The 23,473-nt window shown below is 61.0% G+C and carries 19 protein-coding genes; 12 read left to right on the top strand and 7 right to left on the bottom strand.

What is annotated here, in order from left to right:
* Window positions 1-39: 39 nt before the first annotated feature.
* Together GOW72_RS07635 and GOW72_RS07630 are read right to left on the bottom strand one after the other, a co-directional pair.
* Entirely contained in the window at window positions 40-369 is a 330-nt protein-coding gene (locus tag GOW72_RS07635) for a hypothetical protein (RefSeq protein ID WP_170366382.1), read from the bottom strand.
* A gap of 165 nt (window positions 370-534) precedes the next feature.
* Window positions 535-1,296, bottom strand: a complete 762-nt coding sequence (locus tag GOW72_RS07630; protein WP_170366379.1) for an FkbM family methyltransferase — start codon at window positions 1,294-1,296, stop codon at window positions 535-537.
* A gap of 97 nt (window positions 1,297-1,393) precedes the next feature.
* Here GOW72_RS07630 and GOW72_RS07625 point away from each other — a divergent pair, with 97 nt between their 5' ends.
* From GOW72_RS07625 to GOW72_RS07615, 3 genes are all read left to right on the top strand, one after another.
* A complete protein-coding gene (locus tag GOW72_RS07625) occupies window positions 1,394-1,993 on the top strand; it encodes a superoxide dismutase (protein ID WP_093962459.1) in 600 nt (199 codons plus the stop codon).
* 3 nt (window positions 1,994-1,996) lie between these two features.
* The gene (locus tag GOW72_RS07620; protein ID WP_170366377.1) at window positions 1,997-2,878 is read left to right on the top strand and encodes a metallophosphoesterase; all 882 of its coding nucleotides are present in this window, start codon (window positions 1,997-1,999) and stop codon (window positions 2,876-2,878) included.
* Window positions 2,879-3,094: 216 nt separating this feature from the next.
* Window positions 3,095-3,556, top strand: a complete 462-nt coding sequence (locus tag GOW72_RS07615; RefSeq protein ID WP_170338489.1) for a host attachment family protein — start codon at window positions 3,095-3,097, stop codon at window positions 3,554-3,556.
* 48 nt (window positions 3,557-3,604) lie between these two features.
* On the opposite strand, the gene GOW72_RS07610 is transcribed toward GOW72_RS07615, so the two are convergent.
* Window positions 3,605-4,156, bottom strand: coding sequence for an LOG family protein (locus tag GOW72_RS07610; RefSeq protein WP_170338492.1), 552 nt, complete (start codon window positions 4,154-4,156; stop codon window positions 3,605-3,607).
* A 126-nt stretch (window positions 4,157-4,282) separates the two neighbouring features.
* Here GOW72_RS07610 and GOW72_RS07605 point away from each other — a divergent pair, with 126 nt between their 5' ends.
* Window positions 4,283-5,698 (top strand): LysM peptidoglycan-binding domain-containing protein, encoded by a 1,416-nt coding sequence (locus GOW72_RS07605; RefSeq protein WP_170366375.1) that lies wholly within the window; start codon window positions 4,283-4,285, stop codon window positions 5,696-5,698.
* Window positions 5,699-5,774: 76 nt separating this feature from the next.
* On the top strand, window positions 5,775-7,580 hold the full coding sequence (locus tag GOW72_RS07600; RefSeq protein WP_170366373.1) for an ABCB family ABC transporter ATP-binding protein/permease: 1,806 nt from the start codon (window positions 5,775-5,777) through the stop codon (window positions 7,578-7,580).
* Window positions 7,581-7,637: 57 nt separating this feature from the next.
* Here GOW72_RS07600 and GOW72_RS07595 read toward each other — a convergent pair whose 3' ends face one another.
* Window positions 7,638-11,426, bottom strand: a complete 3,789-nt coding sequence (locus GOW72_RS07595; protein ID WP_170366371.1) for an efflux RND transporter permease subunit — start codon at window positions 11,424-11,426, stop codon at window positions 7,638-7,640.
* The gene (locus GOW72_RS07590) at window positions 11,423-12,649 is read right to left on the bottom strand and encodes an efflux RND transporter periplasmic adaptor subunit (protein WP_170366369.1); all 1,227 of its coding nucleotides are present in this window, start codon (window positions 12,647-12,649) and stop codon (window positions 11,423-11,425) included. Before GOW72_RS07590 ends, GOW72_RS07595 begins: the two co-directional genes overlap by 4 nt.
* Before the next feature lie 226 nt (window positions 12,650-12,875).
* Here GOW72_RS07590 and GOW72_RS07585 point away from each other — a divergent pair, with 226 nt between their 5' ends.
* The 5 genes from GOW72_RS07585 to GOW72_RS07565 all read left to right on the top strand — a co-directional run bounded on the left by GOW72_RS07585 (window position 12,876) and on the right by GOW72_RS07565 (window position 18,190).
* Window positions 12,876-13,547 (top strand): hypothetical protein, encoded by a 672-nt coding sequence (locus tag GOW72_RS07585; protein WP_170366367.1) that lies wholly within the window; start codon window positions 12,876-12,878, stop codon window positions 13,545-13,547.
* Between the two features lie 46 nt (window positions 13,548-13,593).
* Entirely contained in the window at window positions 13,594-14,916 is a 1,323-nt protein-coding gene (locus tag GOW72_RS07580; RefSeq protein ID WP_170366365.1) for a PQQ-like beta-propeller repeat protein, read from the top strand.
* A gap of 48 nt (window positions 14,917-14,964) precedes the next feature.
* Window positions 14,965-16,419 carry a ribosome biogenesis GTPase Der gene (gene der, locus GOW72_RS07575; RefSeq protein WP_170366363.1) on the top strand — a complete coding sequence of 485 codons (1,455 nt, stop codon included), beginning with the start codon at window positions 14,965-14,967 and terminating at the stop codon, window positions 16,417-16,419.
* Between the two features lie 163 nt (window positions 16,420-16,582).
* Window positions 16,583-17,569 (top strand): fatty acid desaturase, encoded by a 987-nt coding sequence (locus GOW72_RS07570; RefSeq protein ID WP_170366361.1) that lies wholly within the window; start codon window positions 16,583-16,585, stop codon window positions 17,567-17,569.
* Window positions 17,570-17,659: 90 nt separating this feature from the next.
* A complete protein-coding gene (locus GOW72_RS07565) occupies window positions 17,660-18,190 on the top strand; it encodes a helix-hairpin-helix domain-containing protein (RefSeq protein WP_170366359.1) in 531 nt (176 codons plus the stop codon).
* A gap of 57 nt (window positions 18,191-18,247) precedes the next feature.
* Here the strand turns inward: GOW72_RS07565 and serS are convergent, their stop codons facing one another.
* Both serS and GOW72_RS07555 read right to left on the bottom strand, forming a co-directional pair.
* Window positions 18,248-19,540: a serine--tRNA ligase gene (serS, locus tag GOW72_RS07560; protein WP_170338006.1), complete on the bottom strand. Its 1,293-nt coding sequence runs from the start codon at window positions 19,538-19,540 to the stop codon at window positions 18,248-18,250.
* 85 nt (window positions 19,541-19,625) lie between these two features.
* Window positions 19,626-21,287, bottom strand: coding sequence for a mechanosensitive ion channel family protein (locus GOW72_RS07555; protein ID WP_170366357.1), 1,662 nt, complete (start codon window positions 21,285-21,287; stop codon window positions 19,626-19,628).
* A 203-nt stretch (window positions 21,288-21,490) separates the two neighbouring features.
* On the opposite strand from GOW72_RS07555, the gene yajC reads away from it, so the two are divergent.
* The gene (gene yajC, locus GOW72_RS07550; RefSeq protein ID WP_093962445.1) at window positions 21,491-21,778 is read left to right on the top strand and encodes a preprotein translocase subunit YajC; all 288 of its coding nucleotides are present in this window, start codon (window positions 21,491-21,493) and stop codon (window positions 21,776-21,778) included.
* Window positions 21,779-21,811: 33 nt separating this feature from the next.
* On the top strand, window positions 21,812-23,473 hold the full coding sequence (gene secD / locus GOW72_RS07545; RefSeq protein ID WP_170338516.1) for a protein translocase subunit SecD: 1,662 nt from the start codon (window positions 21,812-21,814) through the stop codon (window positions 23,471-23,473).

The raw sequence follows: 23,473 nt of genomic DNA, 5'->3' as shown, positions 1-23,473 counted from the left end.
TTGGCAGAAAGAACAAGCCCCGGACATCACCGGGGCTTTTCATTTTTTGACGACCTCGCATCTGCCGGTTCCGTAGGGTTTGTTCGATGCCCCGAAATTCACGAAACTGCCGCTCACCTTTAGCCCACCGTCTGTTGCAAGATTCGCCTGATAGCGCATTCGAATGGCCTGACCTTCGGTACTTTTGAGCGTCACGTTCCAGATCATCTGATAGCCCTTGGCCCCACGATCCCGAAGCTGCGCGTAGGTCCAGTCATGGTAGTTGCTGTCGGCTTGCGCGGTGCCGGCCTCGGGGTCGATTTGAAAGGCATATTCAGGTGCGACCCAGCCGTGGCTATACTTCTTTGTTATCGTGCACTTGTAAGCCATGGGGGATGCGGCAGCCGCCTGTGCCGTCAGGGCCGCGGCGAGGAATAGAATAAGTCGCGAGTCAATTTTCCTGTGACTTCAGTGGTCAATACAGGAAAATGAACACCGCGTCGCTGGGTGTGCAAAGCCAAACTTTCGTTTGGGTAGAGTTTCGGTTACGGAACTCTATTCCGTGAACAGGACGCTGCGGTACTGGGTCAAGGCGCTCGGGCCCAGCAAGTCCTGGGCCGAGATTGGGCGCCCGGCTTCATCGTGCATGTTCGAGTAGAAAGACAACGTCGCAAGCAGGGCTTCGACCCGTTCGGCGCGGTTGTTTTCGTCCAGCAGGGGCGCGTGCAGAGACAGATACAGGGCTGGCTTCTGATCCTGCAGCCAGTCGGCGAGCGTCGGCAGAACCGCAAACTCCGCCCCTTCGATATCCATTTTGACCAGCGAAATGCCTGTCAGGTCCGTCGCTGTGGCGAACTGGTCCCAGGCGATGGTCAGGGCATCGGTTCCATGCGCGCCGTCATGCAGCAGCGAGCTGGTCGAGTCGCCGCGCTCGCCCCGGACTGAAGCCATGCGCGCCACGCCAAACCGGTCGGATAGCGCGACACCGAAGGCCGAGACATTGCGGATGTCGTTCAGGTCGAGGTTCCAAGCCAGATGGCGAAAGGCGGTGGGGTCGGGTTCGAAACACCAGACATGCCGGGCTTTGCGCGCGCCATACAGAACTGTCGGGCCGATCCACGCGCCGATGTCCAGATAGTCGCGGTCGGGCGACAGGTGCTGGTCCAGCACCGCGAATGTCTCGGGCTCCCAGTCGCCGGCCGAGGCCTTGCGCCAGAATTTCGAATGGTAGGGGTCCAGCCGGAACGGCTCGCCATTCAGGTTGCCTGCATAATGACCGCGGGCGCGGTAGAACATCTTGCGCGCCTGCGTCAGCATCGCGGACCTCCGGGTTTTCTGCGCTCGGGCCTTGACCTGCGGCGGTTGCCAAAGCATTTAACCTTGGGAACGCAACACAAATTTACAGGGGGCCGAGATGGCTTTTGAACTTCCTGATCTTCCTTATGCACATGACGCGCTGGCAGCCAAGGGCATGTCGGCGGAAACGCTGGAATATCACCATGATCTGCACCACAAGGCCTATGTCGACAACGGCAACAAGCTGATCGCCGGGACCGAGTGGGACGGCAAGTCGCTGGAAGAGATCATCGTCGGCACCTATGACAAGTCGGCCGTCGCACAGAACGGTATCTTCAACAACATCAGCCAGCTTTGGAACCACAACCAGTTTTGGGAAATGATGGGTCCGGGCGAGTCGAAGATGCCGGGCGAGCTGGAAAAGGCGTTGGTTGAAAGCTTCGGTTCGGTCGAGGAGTTCAAATCGCAGTTCAGCGCGGCGGGAGCCGGTCAGTTCGGTTCGGGCTGGGCGTGGCTGGTCAAGAATGCCGACGGTTCGCTGGCGGTTACCAAAACCGAAAACGGTGTGAACCCGCTGTGCTTCGGCCAGACGGCGCTTCTGGGTTGCGACGTGTGGGAGCACTCCTACTACATTGACTTCCGCAACAAGCGTCCGGCCTACCTGTCGAACTTCCTCGACAACCTGGTGAACTGGGAAAACGTTGCATCGCGGATGTAACTCTTGACCCGACGAGGGTTCATCAAGGGCCTGCTGGCGGTGACGCTGGCAGGCCTTGTTGTTTCGCTGTACGGGTTCTTTATCGAACCGGCTATGCGGCTGCGGGTTCGCAAATGGAAGCTCAAGCGCGCGGACTGGACGGCGCCTCCGCTGCGGATCGCGGTCATCGCCGACCTTCATGCCGGCGAGCCATTCGTTACCGTAAAGCGTATCAAGCAGGTCGTAAGGCGCACAAATGCGCTGGATGCCGATCTGGTCTTGCTGCTGGGGGATTTCACCGCCAGCCACAGGATGGTTTCGAAACCTGTCGCGATGGCGGACATCACCCCGGTTCTTGCCGGACTGACCGCGCGCCATGGGGTTTTCGCGGTGCTGGGAAACCATGACTGGTGGGATGATACGGCCGCTCAACGCCGGGGCGGTGGGCCCAACTTATATGCCGATGCGTTGGCCGCGAGTGGCATCCCGGTCCTATCCAATTCTGCGCAGAAACTGGATGGTCCGGGAATCTGGCTGGCGGGCCTCGAAGACCAACTGGCCATCGTGGAGGGCAATGGGCGATACCGCGGCCTGGACGATCTGTCCGGCACGTTGCGGCAGATTACCGATGACGCGCCCGTCATCCTGATGGCGCATGAACCGGACATATTTCCCCAAGTGCCAGATCGCGTTGCCTTGACACTGTCCGGTCACACGCATGGTGGTCAAATCAGACTGTTTGGGTGGTCGCCCGTGGTGCCCTCGCTGTTTGGCAATCGCTATGCCTACGGCCCGGTGCGCGAAGGTGGAAAGGATCTGGTAGTTTCCGGCGGCATTGGGTGCTCGATCCTTCCGGTCCGGTTTGGTGTTACACCCGAGATTACGCTTGTCGAAATTTCGGCCTGATCTGCGCTTCGGGTGGAAACTTGCCGATACGTCAACTTTTGCGCGCATGCGCCGTTGCAAGACGCCAAAGAGTGATTAGCTGTTAGTTGCGGGAGGAGAGAACCGCCAAAACCAAAACAATGAGGGAATAGCTGCCAAATTGTGCCGTGGGTGCAAGATGTTGGCTGTTCTTGTTCGGGCGGGGGACGGCCACGAAAACCACAACGGGAGATCGCAATGGTCGCACTTGCACAGGGTACTTGGGTCATCATCGCCGACGGGGAAAAAGCACTGTTCACTGAAAACGTGACGGATGCCGAGAACCCCAATCTGGTGGTCGTATCAGTTGAGGAACATGATCATCTCGCCGCGCGGAGCAAGCCCTCGGATCGGGCGGGACGGCGAAATGATACCGGGCCGAACCAGAAATCTGCGGTGGAAGAAGACACCTGGCGCACTCACGCCAAATCCCTGTTCGTCCAGGATGTGGCCAACCTGCTCAACAAAAAAGGGCTGAAGGGCGCGTACAAGCGGCTTGTTCTGGTTGCCAGCCCACAGGTCCTGGGCCTGCTGCGCCGGCGCCTTCACAGCGAAGTTCTGGCCAAAGTCGTAGCCGAAGTCGACAAGACCCTGACCAATCATCCACTGCACAAGGTCGAAAAGGTGCTGCAACGCCAACTGCGCACCTCGACCGCCTGATCTAGCTAGTTCGGGACTCACGGGCGGGGAAGCCGCCCGTGACGCCTATTATTTCAATAACTTGCGCAATTCGTCCATCGCGGACTCGGCGTCGTCGACCCAGGTAATGAAACGGGCCAAGGAGGCATCCGCAAAACCTGCGTCGATCACCTGATCCAAAAGCGTGTGAAGCGCGTCCCAGTATCCGTCCACATTCATCACCAGAATGGGTTTGTCATGCAGGCCCAACTGGCGCCAGGTCAGTGCCTCGAACAACTCGTCCAACGACCCGGGTCCGCCGGGCAGCACGACCACGGCATCCGCATTCATGATCATGACTTTCTTGCGCTCGTGCATCGTTTCGGTGACCACAAAACGCGTCAGATCTGTTTTTCCCACTTCCCGCCGGAGCAGATGAACCGGTATCACGCCGAAGGTTTCGCCTCCGGCCGCTTGCGTGGCCCGGGCGACTTCACCCATCAGGCCCACGTCACCCGCACCGTAGACCAGCCGCCAGCCCTCGGCGGCCAGCAGCCGTCCAAAGGTGCCTGCGGCCTTTGTGTAGGCCGAATTCGCGCCATTGCGTGACCCGCAATACACACAGATCGATTTCTGGGACATCAAACAGCGACTCCGGGGTTGTGTCAGAGGTTTTGACCCGTGATAGCGGGATTGGTAAATTGGCTCAACCGTTCGGCGGAAAGCTTTTGAGTCAAGGCATTTGCGCTGCGGAGTGAAGGAAAAAACATGGACGCCAAATCGGGAAGCGGTAGGTCGGGTGCATTCGTCTGGGGTATCCTTGCGGGTATCTTGGCTGTGATTGGCGCCGGGGGCTTGTATCTTTCGGGTGTCTTCGGTCCTGCGCCGCAGTCTGAACAGTCCACTACGGAAGAGGCCGTCGCCGAAAGCGCCAGCGAAGAGACGACTGAGCCAGCCGCTGCACCGGCACCAAGCCCGGATGCAGAGGACTCGCAGGTCGTTGCGGAAACTGACAACGCGGACGAGGTTCAGACCTCGACCGAGACCGAAGAAGCAACCGCGTCGGAAGCCGAAGAGAAAACTGCGACCGACGAGCAGACTGCGCAGGACGCGACGGTTGAAGAACAGCCGGCAGAGGCTGCTCCCACACCCGAGGCTAACGCGGCCGCAACTGCTCCGACGCTCGACCAGATATTCGTGGAGCCCGACGGCAATGCGCTGCTGTCCGGCAAAGGCGACCCGGGCAGTCAAATTCGTATCCTGCTGGATGGCGAGCCGATCCACAGCTTCACGGTCGATGGCAGCGGCCAGTTCGCCGAGTTCGTCACCATCCCCTTCAGCGAGGCCGCGCGAGGTCTGGTTCTTGAAGCCGGTGACGGTACCCGGTCTGCGCAATCGGATGACTATCTGATTGCCGCGTTGCCCAAGCCGCCTGCGCCACCCGCTAAGGACGAGCAAGTCGCCAGCACGGACACCGAAGCGCAGGACGAAACGGCGGAACAGCCGTCTGCGGCCGCAGTCGCAGAGGACACCGAGGTCGCGCAAGCGGACGAGACCGTTTCCGGGGCGCAGGACGAAGAAGCAACCTCACCCGAGGCCACGACCGAGACTCAATCCAGCGAAAGCCAGCAGGTGGCCGTTTTGCGGTCCGGTGAGGAAGGGGTTGAGCTTGTCCAGTCGCCGTCGTCCGAAGACGCGTCGCCCGAGCAGGTTGCGCTTGATACGATCGGCTATTCCGACGCTGGCGATGTCCAATTGTCCGGCCGTGTGTCCGAGGGTGCTGCGGTTCGGCTCTATCTGAACAACAAGCTGGTGGCCGATATCACGCCAGGGCAGGACGGTGATTGGCGCGGGGAAATCCAAGAAGTCGATCCCGGTGTCTATACGCTGCGCGTTGACGAAGTCGACACGGACGGAACGGTGCTGAGCCGTCTGGAAACGCCGTTCAAGCGCGAGCCGGTTGAAGTTCTGCAGGCGGCCGAGGCGCAGGATGCGGTGCCGGGCGCCGACCAGAGCACGCCGATCCGGTCCGTTACCGTGCAAAAGGGCGATACCCTGTGGGCGATCTCGCGAGAGCGTTTTGGCGACGGTGTTCTGTATGTCCGCTTGTTCGATGCGAACCGCGACCTGATCCGCGACCCCGACCTGATTTATCCGGGCCAGGTCTTCACCATCCCGGAATAAAGGCTTAGGTCTTGCGGGGCCGGGTTTTCGCCCGGCCTCGAAGCTTTCCGGGTCAGACATGAGAAGACTTGCGCCTATGCATTCCGCAGACATGCCACAGATGGACGAACGCAAGTCGGGTTGGCTGACTATCCGAAAAGTGGCTCCGTACCTGTGGCCCGAAGATGAGCCGTGGGTCAAACGGCGGGTGGTCTTCGCGATGGCCATGCTGGTTCTGGCGAAGTTGATCGCGGTCTATACGCCGATCCTGTACAAAGGCGCGGTTGACGCGTTGGCGGGCGAGGGCGTGCCGCCTTTGGCGCTGGGCGCCGTAGGGCTGACCGTGGCCTATGGCGTGGCGCGGATGATGACGGTGGGGTTCCAGCAGTTGCGCGATGCGCTGTTCGCGCCGGTGGGGCAACGCGCGCTGCGGGCGCTGGCGCTGGAAACCTTCCAGCACATCCACCAGCTCTCGATGCGCTATCATGTGACCCGCCGGACGGGCGGCCTCAGCCGGATCATCGAGCGCGGGGTCAAGGGCGTGGAGTTCCTGCTGCGCTTTCTCCTGTTTTCGATCGGCCCTCTGATCCTTGAACTGCTGCTGGTGGCGGTGGTTCTGATGTGGCTGTTCGACGTCTGGTACCTGGTCGTGGTGGCCGTCACCATCGCGCTGTACATCTGGTTCACCTTCACGGTCACCGAATGGCGCGTGAAGCTGCGGCGCGAGATGAATGACCAGGATACCGAGGCCAACCAGCGCGCCATCGACAGCCTGCTGAATTTCGAAACCGTCAAGTATTTCAACGCCGAACGGCGCGAAGCTGAACGATATGACGTGTCGATGAAGGCCTATGCGCAGGCCGCGTTGAAAACGGCATACTCGCTGGCCTTCCTGAATTTTGGTCAGTCCTTCCTGATCACTTGTGGCCTGATCGGAGTGATGGTTCTGGCCGCGATCGGCGTTCAGAACGGGCAGTTGACGGTGGGCGATTTCGTGATGGTCAACGCCTACATGATCCAGATCACCGTGCCGTTGAACTTTCTGGGCACCGTCTATCGCGAGATCCGGCAGGCCTTGGTTGATATGGGCCAGATGTTCCAGCTGCTGGAGCAGCCGGCCGAGGTAGTGGACAAGCCAGACGCCAAACCGCTGCAGATTACCGAAGGCCGGGTCGAACTGGACGATGTGCATTTCGGCTATGACCCGGACCGCGAGATCCTGCGCGGCGTCTCTCTGGTGGTGCCGGGGGGGCAGACCGTTGCCATCGTGGGCGCGACCGGCTCGGGCAAATCCACCATCGGGCGGTTGCTGTTCCGGTTCTACGACGTGACCCAGGGCGCGTTGCGGATCGACGGGCAGGATGTGCGCGACGTGACGCAGGAAAGCCTGCACGCCGCCATCGGCGTGGTGCCGCAGGATACGGTGCTGTTCAACGATACGATCCGGTACAACATCGCCTATGGCCGCGAGGGGGCCTCGCAGTCCGATGTCGAAGCCGCCGCAAAGGCCGCCCAGATCCACGACTTTATCACCTCTCTGCCCGAGGGGTACGAGACCAAGGTGGGTGAGCGTGGCCTGAAGCTGTCAGGCGGCGAGAAGCAGCGCGTGGGCATTGCGCGGACGCTGTTGAAGAACCCGCCGATCCTGCTGTTGGACGAGGCCACCAGCGCGCTGGATACCGACACCGAGCAGGACATCAAGGATGCCCTGGCCCGCGCAGGCGAGGGGCGCACGGTGATCACCATCGCCCACCGCCTGAGCACGATCGCCGAGGCCGACCAGATCGTCGTTCTGGAAAAGGGCGAGATCATCGAGCGGGGCACCCACGACGAGTTGCTGCGCCGTGAAGGGCGTTATGCCCAGCTGTGGAACCGCCAGCAATCGGATACGCAGGCGGCCTGACGGATATTGGGTTGCGGACAAAGAAATTGGGCCGGCGATTGCCGGCCCTTCGTCGTTTTACTCTGCCGCTTTCAAGGGCGCGCCCGGCGGCGTTTCGTCCTGGCCCTCGGCAGCGGTCCCATCCGGGCGGTCCGGTTCTTCGGTCCAGATGATCTCGGTTGCCTGCATCTGGCGGGCGGTGCTACCAATGGCCATGTCGCGGGCGATCTGGCTCGACTTGCCCGCGGTGACCCGCGCCAGAAGCCGGCCCAGCCATATGGCATAAGTGGTCACCCACACCCGCAACGCCAGGAACGAGGGCGTCACGATCAGGGTCAGAACCGTGGCGATGCCCAGGCCGAACACCACCGCCGTCGCCAGCTGTTTCCACCACAGCGCGGTGGGGCTATTGATCGAATAGCCGCCGTTGATGAAGTCCAGTGACAGGCCGAACATCATCGGCGTCAGGCCCGCCATCGTGGTCAGCGTGGTCAGCAGAACCGGACGGATCCGCGCCTCGGCCGTGCGCACGATGGCGTCGATCCGGGGCATGTAGCGGCTGTATTCCTGATAGGTGTCGATCAGAACGATGTTGTTGTTCACCACGATCCCCGCCAGCGCCACGATGCCGGTGCCGGTCATGATGATCGAGAAGGGCTGTTGCATCACCATCATCCCGATCAGCACCCCGGTGGTGGACAGAACCACCGCCAGCAGCACCAGCACCGAGTTGTAGAACGAGTTGAACTGCGCCAACAGGATCACGAACATCAGACCCAGCGCGGCCAGAAAGGCGCTGGAGAGGAAGGCCTGGCTCTCGGCTTGGTCTTCCTGGTCTCCGGTCCATTCCCAGGTGATCGTGTTGGCAAAGGGCTGAGTGTCCAGCCACTCGGTCAGTACCGCGATCCGCTCGTTCGGGTTGATCAGCGTCAGGCGGGCGTCGCCGTCATCAATGGCGGCCTGCACCTCCTGCAAGCTGTCCTCACCGGTCAACTGAACCAGAGTATAGGCCGTACCATCCGCGCCGTTGATCGTCGCACCTTCAGGTTCCGAGCCTTCGGTCACTTCGCGCACCACGGCCAGCCGCTGTTCTCCGTCCGGGGTGTCGATCACCACTTTGCTCAGGCCGGACTCCACGTCGGCCTTGACGTCGTAATAGCGCTCTTGATCCACGCGGTTGATTTCGGCCAGCTTTGCCACCGGTTTGCGGGTGATGAAGTTCGACAAGGGCACCAGCCCGTCCGGAGTACGCACCTTGAGCGTATCCAACGTGGACAGGACCCGATCCTGATCGGGCAGGCGGACGCGGATCTCGATTTCTTCATCCACGCTTTCGGGGCGCATTTCGCCCAGCAGGATGCCACGGGTCACCAACTGCACCATCGCGCCCACGGTTGCCACGTCGGCCCCGAACCGTCCTGCCTTGGCCACGTCGACGTCGATCTGCCAGTCGATACCGGGCAAGGGCAGGGTGTCCTCGATCTTGATCAGGCCCGGGGTGTTTTCAAACACCTCGCGCGCGGTCAGTGTGGCGCGGGTCAGGTCATCCCAGTTGTCGCCCTTGATCCGCAGGTGCACGGGCTTAGCCGAGGCCGGACCTTGTTCCAGCGGCAGGATCTCGACAACGAAACCCGGCAGCTTGGCAAGCTCGGCGTTCAACTGCTCGATCACGAAATCGCCGTCATACTCGGGCGCGACGGTGTGCTTATCGAACAATCCGCCAGCGACAGGTTCTGACACGTTCGGGCGATCCTCCCACGGGATGATCTCGAACTGCACGCGGCCCACCGTGTCCGCCGGAGCCTGCGCCCCACCGTTGTTCTGGTTCAGGCCGCCTTCACCGGCGAACGAGAACACGTTGATCACTGCCGGATGCTGGCTGATCACCTGTTCGGCCTCGAAAACCAGCGCGTCCTTTTCGGCCAGCGACAGGTTGCCCCGTGCGCGGACATAGGCGGTGGCCTGTTCCGGCTCGCTTTCGACGAAGAATTCAACACCGCGGTTGTTCTGACCGTACATGGTCATCACCGTCATCACCGCAAAGCCTACTGCCACGATCGAGACGATCGGCATGATCGGATTGCCGACGAGGAATTTGATGACATAGCCGAAGGGCGTATGTTCCTTGGCCGTGTGGACACGTTCGTCCGGCTTGCGCTCGATCCGGGCTGCGCTCAGCGTGACCGATCCGGCGAAGGCGCCGAACAGGAACAGAACCGCGCCCAGCAAGAACCCACCGCCTGCGCCTTCCGGCAGCAGATACGTGGGGTTGAGCAGCTGCATTGCGCCCAGGAAGATCATGTAGACCGAGGGTGGAACCATAACGGCACGCACCCACCACGGTGTCCGCACGCGCAACCAATCCGAGCTGCGGTCGAACACGCGGCTCAACCGGCCCGAGACACCGCCCATCACCGGCAGGTAGATCAGCGCCACGATCAGCGAGGCCGACAGAACGAAGATCAGCGTGACCGGCAGCATCCCCATGAATTCACCCGGAATGCCCGGCCAGAACAGCATGGGCAGAAAGGCGCACAGCGTCGTAGCGGTTGACGAGACGATGGGCCAGAACATCCGCTGGGCTGCCTCGACATAGGCGTGCATCGGGCCGACGCCTTCCTTGATGCGTTTGTCGGCATACTCCACGACCACGATGGCGCCATCGACCAGCATCCCCACGGCCAGGATCAGGCCGAACATGACGATGTTCGAGATGCTGACCCCCATGATGGCCAGGAATGCGAAACACAGCAGGAACGAGGTCGGAATCGCGAAGCCCACCAGGAGTGCCGCACGTGTACCCAGCGAAGCCAGTACCACGATCATCACAAGCGCGATGGCTGTCAGGACCGAACCTTCCAGCTGGCTGACCATCGAGCCGACGATGCGGCTCTGGTCATTCGACGTGCCGACATTCACGGCAGCCTGCAGCTCGGCCGGCCACTTGGTCTCGGCCTTGGCAACGGTCTCTTTAACCTGCGCCACGGTGTCGATCAGGTTGAAACCCTTGCGTTTGACGACCTGCAGCGCCACGGTCGGTTCGCCGTTGAACCGGGCGGTCCCTTCGCGGTCTTCGAAGGTGTAGTTGATCTCGGCCAGTTCGCCCAAGGTCACGACCCGGTCGCCATTGACCTTGATCGGCAGTCCGTAGACATCCTGTGCGGTCTTGAAGGACGAAGGAATCTTGACCGAAAACGCACCCTGTTCGGTCTCGACCTCACCGGCGGCGATCAGCTGGTTGTTGTTCTGCACGACGTTGATCAGCTCGGCCGCGGTGACGTTGTACGCCTCAAGCCGCAGCGGATCGATGACCACTTCCAGCATTTCATCGCGATTGCCGGCGATCCCGGCCTCAAGGACCGAATCCAGCGCCTCTAGCTCATCCTGGAGGTCCTTGGCGACCCGCGCCATCGTGCGTTCGGGCACGGCACCCGAAAGGTTCACGATGACGATCGGGAATTCCGAGAAGTTGATCTCGGTCAGCGTGTATTGCTCGGCGCCTTCGGGGAAGTCGGCCTGCGCGCTGTTCATCGCGTCGCGCACGTCAGCGGTAATGGCTGTCTTGTCCCAGCCAAAGTCGAACTCAAGCGCGATCCCGGCATAGCCCTCGGCGGCGGTGGCGGTCATCTCCTTCAGGCCGTCCAGATCCGCAAGCTCGGTTTCCATCGGCTTGATCAGCAGGTTTTCACTGTCTTCGGCCGAAATGCCCGGAAACTGAACCGACACGAACAGGGCCGGAATCTCGATGTCCGGTTCGCCTTCTTTGGGCAAGCTGACATAGGCAAACCCGCCGATGATCAGCGAGATGGCTATGAATGCCAGAACCATTCGGGCCCTGTCGGCGGCCCAGCTGACTAAGCCCGTCATTGGGAAACGTCCTTATAGGTGGGCGCTACGACCACACCCGCAGTCACGAACTCTTGTCCGACCACGATGATGTCTACGGTTTCCGCAAGACCGCCGACCCAAACACCGTCGGCCGTATCGCGCAACAGGCGGATGGGTACGAAATCGACGATATTACCGGCTCCGACCGTCCGAACGCCTAGCTGGCCTTCGTTGTTCAGCGTCAACGCCGATTGCGGCAGCAGGTGAGCCTTGGCGCCTTCGGCCGCGATGCGGATGCTTGCGGTCTGCCCGTCCCGGATCAGAAGCTCGGGGTTCGGGACGGTGACTTCCACCTCGAACGTGCGTGTGGTTTCGTCCGCCGAACGGCTGAGGAAGGTCACGCGGCCCTCGACCTGCAATCCGGTCACCAATTGTGCCTGCGCCGGAGCGCCGACGGTGACACGGTTCACTTCGGTTTCGGGAACAAAGCCAACCAGCTTGATCGGATCAAGCTGGATCACGGTCGCGCACAACGATCCGGGCTGCATCAGACTACCCAGTTCGGCGGCATCGCTTTCCAGAAGGCCCTGAAACGGGGCCTCGATGGTGATGCGGTCCAATTCCAGTTCGGCAGCCGCAACCGCCGCCTCCGCCGCCTCGATGCCCGCCTCCGTAGCCTTCAACTCGGCCTCGGCCGCCTTGATACCGGCCTTTGCGGTACTCATCTCGGCCTCGGCCGCGATCCGCCGGGTTTCGGAGCCGAAGCCAGTTTCCGAAAGTTTGCGGGCTGCAATCAGGTTTATTTCGGCCTCGGCAACGCGCGCATGCGCTTCTTCCAGCCGTGCTTCGGCTTCGGGCACACGGCTTTCCGCCTCTAGCTTGGCCGCCTTGGCTTGGGCAAGCTGTGCCGGGCGTGAGCCGGGATCCAATTCGCACAGCAGATCGCCGGCCTCGACGAAGGTGCCCTTACGCTTGGGTTCCGAAATGACGGTTGACGTGGTTTCCGCCAAAACTTCGACCTGACGGATTGCTTTGGTTTCACCGCGCAGCAAAACGGCGCTGTCGATTTCGCGCGCAGTGGAGCGCAACGCAACAACCCCAACGGCCTGCACGGCCGAGGCGTCGTTTGCCTCAGCGCCAGCGTCAGACTGGCTCGCAGCATCTTCGCGACCGGCAAATGCAAACAGGGCATCGCGCTCGAAAACCACGAAATACAATGCAACGATAACCAATGCGGCGTTGACGAGGGATATCAATCGCATGCCGTCATTCTCCTTAAAATATTATGTCCGCACAAATGCCGGTGAGCACGCAATGACATGGGGGCGTGCGTGCGCGAAGTCCATACTGAACTGAATAGTTCGGTTTATTTTTTTTCGCAAGAGCGCCCTGACGCTGAGCAATTGTGCATTTCGGGTACTTGGCTTGCTGATGGCGCCGGGGTATGACATGGCGCCAGAAAGCTGAATGCAACGCCCGGGGGCAGGAATGAGCGACGTCGACAGTTTCATTGATGAGGTCACCGAAGAGGTGCGCCGCGACCGGCTCTACCTGCAGCTGCGTCGATGGGGCTGGGTCGGTGTTCTGGCCGTTGTTCTGATCGTGGGAGGCGCCGCTTTCAATGAATACCGCAAGGCGCGCGATGCCACTCAGGCCCAGAAGCTGGGCGACGATATTCTGGCCGCGATGCAGCTTAACGACGCTGCCGAACGTGCGGATGCGTTGGCGCAGGTCACGGCCAATTCGGCCGGCGAACAGGCTGTTTTGGGCTTTCTCCTCTCGGGCGCATTGTCCGAGTCGGGATCGGTCGAACAGGCCGTTGAACAGCTGAACGCGATTGCGGTTCAGGGTGATCTGCCGGAAATCTACCGCTCGATCGCTGCCTTCAAGGCCCTGTTGTTGCAGTCCGAAACCATGCCCGCCGCCGAACGCCGGCAACAGTTCGAGGCGCTGGCCGCTCCGGGCGCGCCGCTGCGTCTGCTGGCAGAAGAACAACTGGCCCTGATCGACCTCACCGATGGTGACACTCAGGCCGCGCTGGAACGTCTGCAGGCCATCCGTCAGGATGCAGAGGTCAGTGCCGACATCCAGCAGCGTGCAACCCAATTGATCGTCGCGCTGGGCGGAACGCCCGAACCGATCACCGCACAGCAGGGTTGATACGCGGCCCATTTCAGTGAACCAAGACAGGCGAGTTCGGAGTTTCATGGCAAAAAGACTATTTTCCCGATTTGGTTTGCCGGTCGCAGCCCTGGCGCTGACGGCGCTGAGCGCCTGCGAGGAACCCGAAGTGATCCTGCCGGGCGAGCGTGAAGACATCCGCCCGGCCCAGGATCTGGAAACCGTTCAGACGACCGGTGCCAAACCGATCAGCCTGCCGGCCGCAAAGCGCAACGCCGAATGGGCGCAGAGCCCGGGAACCGCGGCTTTCCGTACCACCAACGCGGCGCTCAGCCCCGCGCCGCAGCGCATCTGGTCAACCTCGATCGGGGCCGGCGACGGGCGCAAACAAAGGATCACCGCTGATCCGGTCGTCGCAGGTGGCCTGATCTACACCCTGGACGCGGCGGCAACCGTTTCCGCTGTCTCTCCCCAGGGGCAACTGGTCTGGAGCACAAACCTCGTCCCCGCCACGGATGGCGAAGAGCAGGCAACCGGGGGCGGCATCGCCTATGCAGACAACACGCTGTACGTTTCGTCCGGTTTCGGGCGTCTGACCGCTCTGGATGCGCGCACCGGCGGAATTCGCTGGCAAAAGAAGCTGAACGCGACCGGTAGCGGAGCGCCGCTGGTATCTGGCGGCCTGCTTTACCTTGTGGCGGGGGATCAGACTGGCTGGGCGGTTGATGCAAAGGACGGGCGCATTGCCTGGCAGATCGAGGGCACGCCCAGCGTCGGCAATGTCCTGGGAGCTCCGGCGCCGGTATTGGCGAACGAGTTTGCAGTCTTTGCGTTTGGGTCCGGTGATGTGGCGGCCGCTTTCCGCAAAGGCGGTATCCGTCGCTGGAACGCGTCGGTCGCCGGCGGCCGCAGGGGGCGGGCCGCAGCGCAGATCGTGGATGTGACGGGCGGCCCGATCGTATCCGGAAATTCGATCTACATCGGCAACCACTCGGGACGCACGGTCGCCTTCGACGCCAGCTCGGGCGAACGGATCTGGACCGCTTTCGAAGGCGCGGTCGATACCGTCTGGCCGGTCGGCAACAGCGTATTCCTGATCAGCGACCGCAGCCAGTTGGTGCGGTTGGACGTGTCAAACGGGTCTGTGGTCTGGGCCATCGACCTGCCGGGCTTCGTCAAGGACAAGCCCAACCGTCGCGGACCGATCTTTGCGCATTACGGCCCCATCATGGCGGGTGGACGCATCGTCATCGGCTCGAACGACGGTTATCTGCGGTTCTATAACCCTGTCGACGGCACGCTGGTGCATCAGGTCGAGGTTCCGGGCGGGGCGACAACGGCACCGGTGGTTGCGAACCAGACCCTCTACGTGGTTTCGACCAAAGGGCAACTGCACGCTTTCCGTTGACGACAAGATGCGTTAAAGGGCGCGTCTGAGTCTTGAAAGTTGAGTATCATGTCTTTGACCCTCGCCATCGTGGGGCGCCCCAATGTGGGCAAATCCACCCTGTTCAATCGCCTTGTGGGCAAGCGCCTTGCGCTGGTGGACGACCAGCCCGGCGTTACCCGCGATCTGCGTGAGGGCGAAGGGCGGCTGGGTGACCTGCGCTTTACCGTGATCGACACGGCCGGGCTGGAGGATGCCACCGACGACAGCCTGCAGGGCCGGATGCGGCGCCTGACCGAGCGTGCCGTAGACATGGCCGATGTCTGCCTGTTCATGATCGACGCCCGTGTGGGCCTGACCCCGACCGACGAGATGTTTGCCGAGATTCTGCGCAAGCGCTCCAAGCATGTGATCCTGGCGGCCAACAAGGCCGAGGGGGCGGCGGCGGATGCCGGTGTTCTCGAGGCCTACAACCTGGGTCTGGGCGAGCCGATCCGTCTGTCGGGCGAGCATGGCGAAGGCATGACCGACCTTTACGCGGCGTTGATGCCTTTGGCTGACGCCATGGAAGAAAAGCAGCCAGAGGACGTTCCGCAAACGGATATCGATCTGGACGAGGATGGGGAAACCGAGGGCGAAACCCCTGCAATTACGCCGGACAAGCCGTTGCAGGTGGCCGTTGTTGGGCGTCCGAATGCGGGCAAGTCCACACTGATCAACAAGATCCTGGGTGAAGATCGACTTCTGACCGGTCCCGAGGCCGGCATTACCCGTGACGCCATCAGTCTGAAGTTGGACTGGGGTGGCACCCCCATGCGCATCTTTGACACCGCCGGTATGCGCAAGAAGGCCAAGGTACAGGAAAAGCTCGAGAAACTCTCGGTGTCGGACGGCCTGCGCGCCGTCAAGTTCGCCGAAGTCGTGGTTGTCCTGCTGGATGCGGCGATCCCGTTCGAGCAGCAGGACCTGCGCATTGCCGATCTGGCCGAGCGTGAAGGACGTGCTGTGGTGATCGCGGTGAACAAGTGGGATGTCGAGGATAACAAGCAGGAGAAGTTGCGCGAGCTCAAAACCTCGTTCGAACGCCTGCTTCCCCAACTGCGCGGCGCGCCTCTTGTGACCGTGTCGGCCAAGACGGGCAGGGGGTTGGAGCGGCTGCGTGATGCGATCCTGCGCGCCCACGATGTGTGGAACCGTCGGGTTCCCACCGCGGCCTTGAACCGCTGGCTGACCGCCATGTTGGAGCAGCACCCACCGCCAGCCCCCCAGGGGCGCAGGATCAAGCTGCGCTATATGACCCAGGCAAAGACGCGCCCGCCGGGCTTTGTCGTCATGTGCTCGCACCCGGACAAGATGCCGGAAAGCTACTCGCGGTATCTAGTCAACGGTCTGCGCGAGGATTTCAACATGCCCGGAACACCGATCCGGCTGACGCTGCGCGGCCAGGGGGACAAGAACCCCTACAAGGGGCGCCGAAAGAAAAACGCGGGTGCGCTGGCCAAACATCTCAAGGGCAAGGCGTAACTGCGCCAATTTTCAGCATTTTCGGGCTTGGGGCGTGACAGCCCCCAAGCATCGCGCTAGCATTCGCATGCGTGCATTCATTTCGCGCGCGATTTGCGCGTACCTGTGACGTGCAAAATTTCGCAAGGACTATTGAACCGGACCATCGTGGGGAGCTGGCTGGATGGACCTGAGAGAATATACGAGACAGTACGCGGTGCAGGACAATCGGCTGGCCGCGCTCAGCTATTTCGGGACGTTCGTGATGTATTTCGCATCGCTGACGCTGGCGATCGTCTATGTGGATCAGTGGTTCATCATGATCCCGGCCGGGATCGTGTTCGCCTTTTCGGCAGTGCGTCTCTATGTTCTGCAGCATGATTGCGGTCATCATTCTCTGTTCGAAACCCGACGGCAGAATGAATGGGCTGGCCACGTGCTGTCGCCGTTCACCTTCGCTCCGTTCGAAGTGATGAAACAGAACCACAACCTGCATCACGCGGGCATTGGCAATCTCGAGCATCGGGAGACCGGGGAAATCAACACGATGACCTTGCGGGAATGGAATGAAGCGGATTGGAAAACCCGTCTGTTCTACAGGCTTTACCGCAATCCCTTCATCCTGGTGCCGGTCGGGGCCCTGTTCACGTACTTCATCCGCTATCGCTGGCCCAAAAACACGGTGCGGTTCGGCGTCCGTGGGGTCGTGCTGCACAACTTGTCCATCGTGGTTTTCCTCGGGCTGTTGTATTGGATTGCTGGCATGACAGGCATACTCGTCTGGCTGGCCTTCTCGTTTCTCGGCGGAATGCTGGGTGTGTTTCTGGTGTATCTTCAGCACAATTTCGAGGACACCTACTGGGATCGCCGCCCGGATCTGGACCCGCAACTGGCGGCGCTTCAGGGTTCGTCAGCGCTGGATTTCGGATGGTGGTTTGACAATGCGGTCGCCTGCATCACGCTGCATGACATCCACCATTTCAATGCGCGCATCCCGTCCTACCGGCTGCGCGCCTGTCACTACAACCTGCCACCCGAATACACACCCCGCCGGATCAAGTTTCCCGAGGCGGTGGCCGCGCTGAACCTGAAGCTGTGGGATGAAGATGCCAAGCGGCTGGTTCCCTTTCCGCGGCAGGGTGAAACCGGTGAGCTGGCCCGGGGCAGTTAAGGACGGTTTTCCAAAGGTTGTGCGGACCAAAGCCTTGTCTTGCGGCCTGTCGGACGTAGTTTTTAAGTTGGATCGTTTAGGAGTTTTGGAATGACAGCGGTGACCAAGGTTCGCGGCATCGGAGAAGCACTTGGCCGCGCTCTCAACGACAATGGCTTCAAGACGGCCGAGGACCTGGCCAAGGCCAAGCCGGCTGCGCTGGTCGCCGTTCCCGGTATCGGAGCGCGCCGGGGGCCCGGATTGATCGCCGCCGCCAAACAGGCCACCTCCGGCGCTGCACTCGTGGCCAAGACCCGCCCACCGAAGGCCCCAACGCGCAAGACGGCGCAATCTCGGACCTCAGCTGCTGCGCGCAAGGCCGAGGCAGAAGCCAAGGTGGCAGCCGAGAAAGCCGAAGCAGAGGCCAAGGCCCGGAAGAAGGCCAAGGCCAAAGCCAAGGCCGAAAAGGCAGCAAAGAAAAAGAAAGAGATGGAAGCGGCGATCTCGAAGGCGAAGGAAAAGATAAAATCCAAGGCCAAGTCGAAAAAAGACAAGAAGTCCAAGAAGGCAAAAGAGAAGGCCGACGGTAAGTCCAAGAAAGACAAAAAGGACAAGAAGGCCAAGAAAAAGGCAAAGAATTAGTCACTTCCTTGCCTTGATCTGAAGCAATGCGGTCGCGGCTGGGGTGACCGCTGAAAGTTACGCCAGCGTGCCGTCAGCCTGCAGGGTCAGCTTGCCGCCAAGATACGGCGAAAGAACCTCGGGCAAGGTCACGGTGCCATCGGCGTTCTGGCCGTTTTCCAGAACCGCAATCAAACAGCGACCCACAGCCAGGCCCGATCCGTTCAGCGTGTGCACGAATTCAGGTTTGCCACCGCCCTCAGGCCGGAAGCGCGCATTCATGCGACGGGCCTGGAAATCTCCGCAGGTCGAAACCGAGCTGATCTCGCGATAGGTGTTCTGGCCGGGCAGCCAAGCCTCGATGTCGAAAGTCCGGCGCGCGCCAAACCCCATGTCGCCGGTGCACAAGACGACGGTACGGTAGGGAATGCCCAGCTTTTCCAGGATGCCTTCGGCACAGCGCAGCATGCGCTGCTGTTCGTCGTCCGATTTGTCGGGATGCGTGACCGAGACCATCTCGACCTTTTCGAACTGGTGCTGGCGCAGCATGCCGCGCGTGTCCTTGCCGGCCGAGCCCGCCTCGGAGCGGAAGCACAGCGAATGTGCCGTGTAGCGGCGCGGCAGATAGCTTTCCTCGATGACGCAACTGTTGACGATGTTGGTCAGCGACACCTCGGAGGTCGGGATCAGCCACCACCCCTCGCGGGTTTGGTAGCTGTCCTCGCCGAACTTCGGCAGCTGGCCGGTGCCCTGCATCATCTCGGAGAGCACCAGAACCGGACCATTCACTTCGGTCAGACCGTTCTCGTTGGTGTGCGTATCCAGCATGAACTGCGCGAGCGCCCGATGAATGCGCGCCACACCGCCCGACAGCAGCACGAAACGAGATCCTGCCAGCTTGGCGGCAGTCTCGAAATCCATGCCGTTCTGTACCGAGGCGATCTCGAAGTGTTCCTTCGGTTCAAAGTCATAGTCCCGCGGCGTGCCCCAGCGTTTGACTTCGACATTGTCATTCTCGTCTTTGCCGTCGGGTACGTCCTCGGCCGGCAAGTTCGGGATGCGAACCAACTGGTCAGTCAGAAGGGCGTCGATATCCTTGGCCTCGGTCTGCATACGGGCGATTTCGGCCTTTTTCTCGGCCACAAGTGCCCGAAGACGCTGGAACTCGGCTTCGTCGCCGCGCGCCTTGGCTGCGCCGACTTCCTTGCTGGCCTTGTTCTGTTCGGCCTGCGCCGTTTCGGCTGCCAGGATCTTGGCCCGACGGCTTTCATCCAGGCGCAGCAGGTCTGACGATACCGGAGCTTCCCCCCGGCGCGCGAGCGCGGCGTCGAAAGCTGCTGGGTTTTCGCGAATTGCGCGGATGTCGTGCATAGGTCAGATCCTTGGCAAATGAATCACTAGGGCCGCTTATGCACCATCTGACGGGCAGGGTGTAGCACCGGGTTGGAAAAACGGCCTAGTTGTCCGTGTCTTCAACCGTGTCATGTGCCAGTCGACCGTCCCATGGATGGGTCGGGATCTTCGGCTCGGGAGGGTCGGCAACGTAGGACGGCGTCATGATCTGAACACCGTTCTCGTTGAACACGTCAACGATGTTGCGGTGCAGGTCGGACTTGATCCGCGGGATCGAGTTGCCACGGGTCGTGTAGGCGTTGATCTGGTAATTGATCGCGTAATCGGCCAGCGCGGTCCACAGGACAAAGGGCTCGGGGCGGGCGCGAAGCCCATCGGTGCGACGGGCTGCCTCGATCAGCATCGCTTCGACCTTTTCGGGGGGCTCTTCATAGCCGATCCCAACGGTCGTGTGCAAAAGCAGGCCCTTGCCGTCGGTCTGCTTGGAAAAATTGACCACATCCGAGTTCATCAATTGGGCGTTGGGGATCGAGATCAGCTCGTTCTTGATGGACTTCAGGTGGGTTTCCATAAGTTTGATCTGCACCACATCACCGATGTGTTCACCGATTTGGATGCGGTCACCGATCGAGGTCGACCGGCGATAGATTACGAACAGTCCAGCCAGCATGTTGCTGACAACCGAGTTCGCGCCAAGAGAGAGCATTGCGCCAACCAGGATGGTCAGACCCTGAAAGGCCGCCGAATCCGAGCCCGGAATGTAGGGAACCGCAAAGACAAGGGCGATCAGGATCACCACGACACGCGCGATATTGAACGTGGGATTGACCCAGTGTTTCTCGAAATCGCCCATGTCGAAAGTGCCGGCCTCGACCGCGTCGAAGAACACCCGCATGCCTTTGATGATGTACATCGTCACCCAGGCGATCAACGCCAGCATGATCATGTTCGGGATGTAGCTGAGGATACCCCGGAAGATCAGCAGAACCGGTTCGGTCAGGTAGGTCAGTAGCAGCTGCGCAAAGTACCGCGACTCGGCAAATGCCAGCAGGACGAACGACAGATAGTAATAGAAACCCAGAAAGAAGATGATCAGCAGGCCAAAATTCAGCCCGTATCGGATCAGTGCGGCAATCGCCTCGGCCTGTACACTTTTCGCGGTGGCTTCCTCCACGTCCCTAAGGTATCGCCGGACAAAGATCAGCGTGCGTCGCCGAATGCGCCTGTGCAGCCACAGGATCACCAGGACGAAGACGATGAACCCCAACGTCCACGCCGCCGCTTCGATCGCACCGGACACACGTGCCTCGTCCGTGCGGTTTGCCCGGTAAGCCATGATCGCGTCCCGGATGGCGTCGCCATGCAAGACCGTCAGGACGCTCAGTTCCATTTGCTCCAGCTCGGCATCGGCCTCGGTGACGATGGTGACCATCTGACCGTCCGCCAGAATGCGGGTGCCTATCTCGGTGTCCTGATAGGTGATGTCGACATCCGTGGCATCCGAGGATTCGGCGACCTTGATGATCGCGTCCTGAATGTTCTCGGCCCTTTCCGGCGCGGGCAGGGCGCTGGAGCCTCGAATGTGGAACAAGGTGTCGCCGTCAACGATGACCGGAGCCATGAAAGTCTCGGCGGCGGCGCTGTCGGCTTCGGGTACGTCCTGCGGGGCATCCTGAGCCATGGCAGGCACCGAAAAGGCCCAAGCCGCAAACAGCATGGACAGCAAAACACCCAATGGAAATGGGGACTTGACGAAACTCCGCATGGGTCCTCCCTGACTTTGACTATACCCAAAGCCCCGCACCATCCTAGTGGATATCTGCGGTGTAATTCATCATCTTCGGGGATCGTGACACTGTTGCACGGCATGCCAAGTCGGCCATCGCTTGCAAAGGTTGATTTCAAGGCATAGTTTCCCGGCAAATTCGCGGTGCTCACTCTGCGACCTCAAGAAAAAAGGAATGTCCCATGGAAGGTGGCGCAATCGCCCAGTTTCTCCCGCTCATCCTGATCTTCGCGATCATGTACTTCCTGCTGATCCGTCCGCAGCAGAAGAAGATGAAGGAACATCAGGCCATGGTCGAGGCAGTGCGCCGCGGCGATCAGGTCGTCACTCAGGGTGGCCTCATCGGCAAAGTGTCGAAGGTCAAGGAAGGCGAAAACGAGATTGAGGTCGAGATCGCGGACGGCGTCCGGGTTCGTGTGGTCAAGTCGACCATCGCTCAGGTGCTGAACAAGACCGAACCGGCGAAGTAACTTCGCGTCGCAACTTCCTGAAAAGGCAGGGTAATGCTGCAAATTGATACCTGGAAACGGGTCCTGATCTGGCTGGTCTGCGTGGTTGGCCTGCTGATGGCCCTGCCGAACGCGTTTTACACGCGGGTCGAACAATCGAACGACGCCAAGGCCGCCATCGAACTGGGCATCGACACGCCCGAGATGCAGGCGCAAGCGGGGCAATGGCCCGATTGGCTGCCGTCGTCATTGGTCAACCTGGGGCTTGATCTTCGCGGTGGGGCGCATCTGTTGGCCGAAGTTCAGGTTGGCGATGTCTACGAGACGCGGATGGAGGCCATGTGGCCCGAAGTTCGTGATGCCCTGCGGGACGAACGGGCGACGGTCGGAACGATCCGCCGTCAACCCTCGGCCCCGGATGAGATTCGCGTTCGTATCAGCCAGCCGGACGGAATGCCAAGCGCTCTGGAAGCGGTGCGCGGGCTGGCCCGTCAGGTGCAGACGCTGACCGGGGTCGGCGCCACGGATATCGAAGTCAGCGCCGACGGCGACACCCTGATCGTAAAACTGTCCGAGGCGGAGAAACTGGCCTCGGATGATCGAACGGTGCGTCAGGCACTTGAAATCGTGCGCCGCCGGATCGACGAGGTTGGCACTCGTGAGCCGACCATCCAGCGTCAGGGCACCGACAGGATCCTGATTCAGGTGCCCGGGATCGGCAGTGCCAGCGAGTTGAAGGACATCATCGGTACCACGGCACAACTGACCTTCAATCCGGTCGTGGCTCGCGGCACCGATCCGGACGTCGTGCCCGGCGTCGGTGAAGAGGTCGTGCCGTCGATCGACGAAAACGGCGTGTACTACACCATCGAATCCGCACCCGTCGTGACGGGCGAGGAATTGGTCGACGCCCAGCCTTCATTCGATCAGAACGGACGCCCGGCGGTCAGCTTCCGGTTCAACACATCCGGCGCCCGCAAATTCGGCGATTACACCCGTGACAATATCGGTGCTCCGTTTGCGATCGTGCTGGATGACGAGGTGATCTCGGCTCCGGTGATCCAAAGCCATATCCCCGGCGGTTCCGGCATCATCACCGGCAACTTCACCGTCGAAGAAAGCACGAACCTTGCAGTTCTGCTGCGTGCAGGCGCGCTGCCGGCGGGTCTTGAGTTCCTCGAAGAACGTACGATCGGCCCCGAACTGGGCCAAGACAGCATCGACGCGGGTAAGGTCGCCACCACGGTCGCTTTTGCGGCAGTCTTGATCTTCATGGCGCTCAGCTATGGTCTTTTTGGCATCTTCGCCAACATCGCTTTGCTGATTAACGTCGGGCTGATCTTTGGACTGTTGTCACTGATTGGCGCGACATTGACGTTGCCGGGCATTGCCGGGATCGTGTTGACGGTCGGTATGGCGGTGGATGCCAATGTGCTGATCTTCGAACGTATCCGAGAAGAGCTGAAATCGGCCAAAGGCCCCGCTCGGGCAATCGATCTGGGCTATGAAAAGGCCCTGTCGGCCATTCTGGATGCCAACATCACGACTTTCATCACCGCCGTTATTCTGTTTGCCATCGGCAGCGGCCCGGTTCGCGGCTTTGCCATCACGCTTGGCCTGGGCATTTTGACGTCGGTCTTCACCGCGATCTTCGTGACGCGACTGATGATCATCATGTGGTTCGAACGGCGCCGCCCGAAAACGATCGAGGTTTGA

The sequence above is a fragment of the Ruegeria arenilitoris genome, from assembly GCF_013032855.1.
In the GTDB taxonomy this organism is placed as follows: Bacteria; Pseudomonadota; Alphaproteobacteria; order Rhodobacterales; family Rhodobacteraceae; genus Ruegeria; species Ruegeria arenilitoris.
The sequence above is the reverse complement of the archived record's forward strand: the minus strand, read 5'-3'. Positions and strand labels throughout refer to the sequence as shown.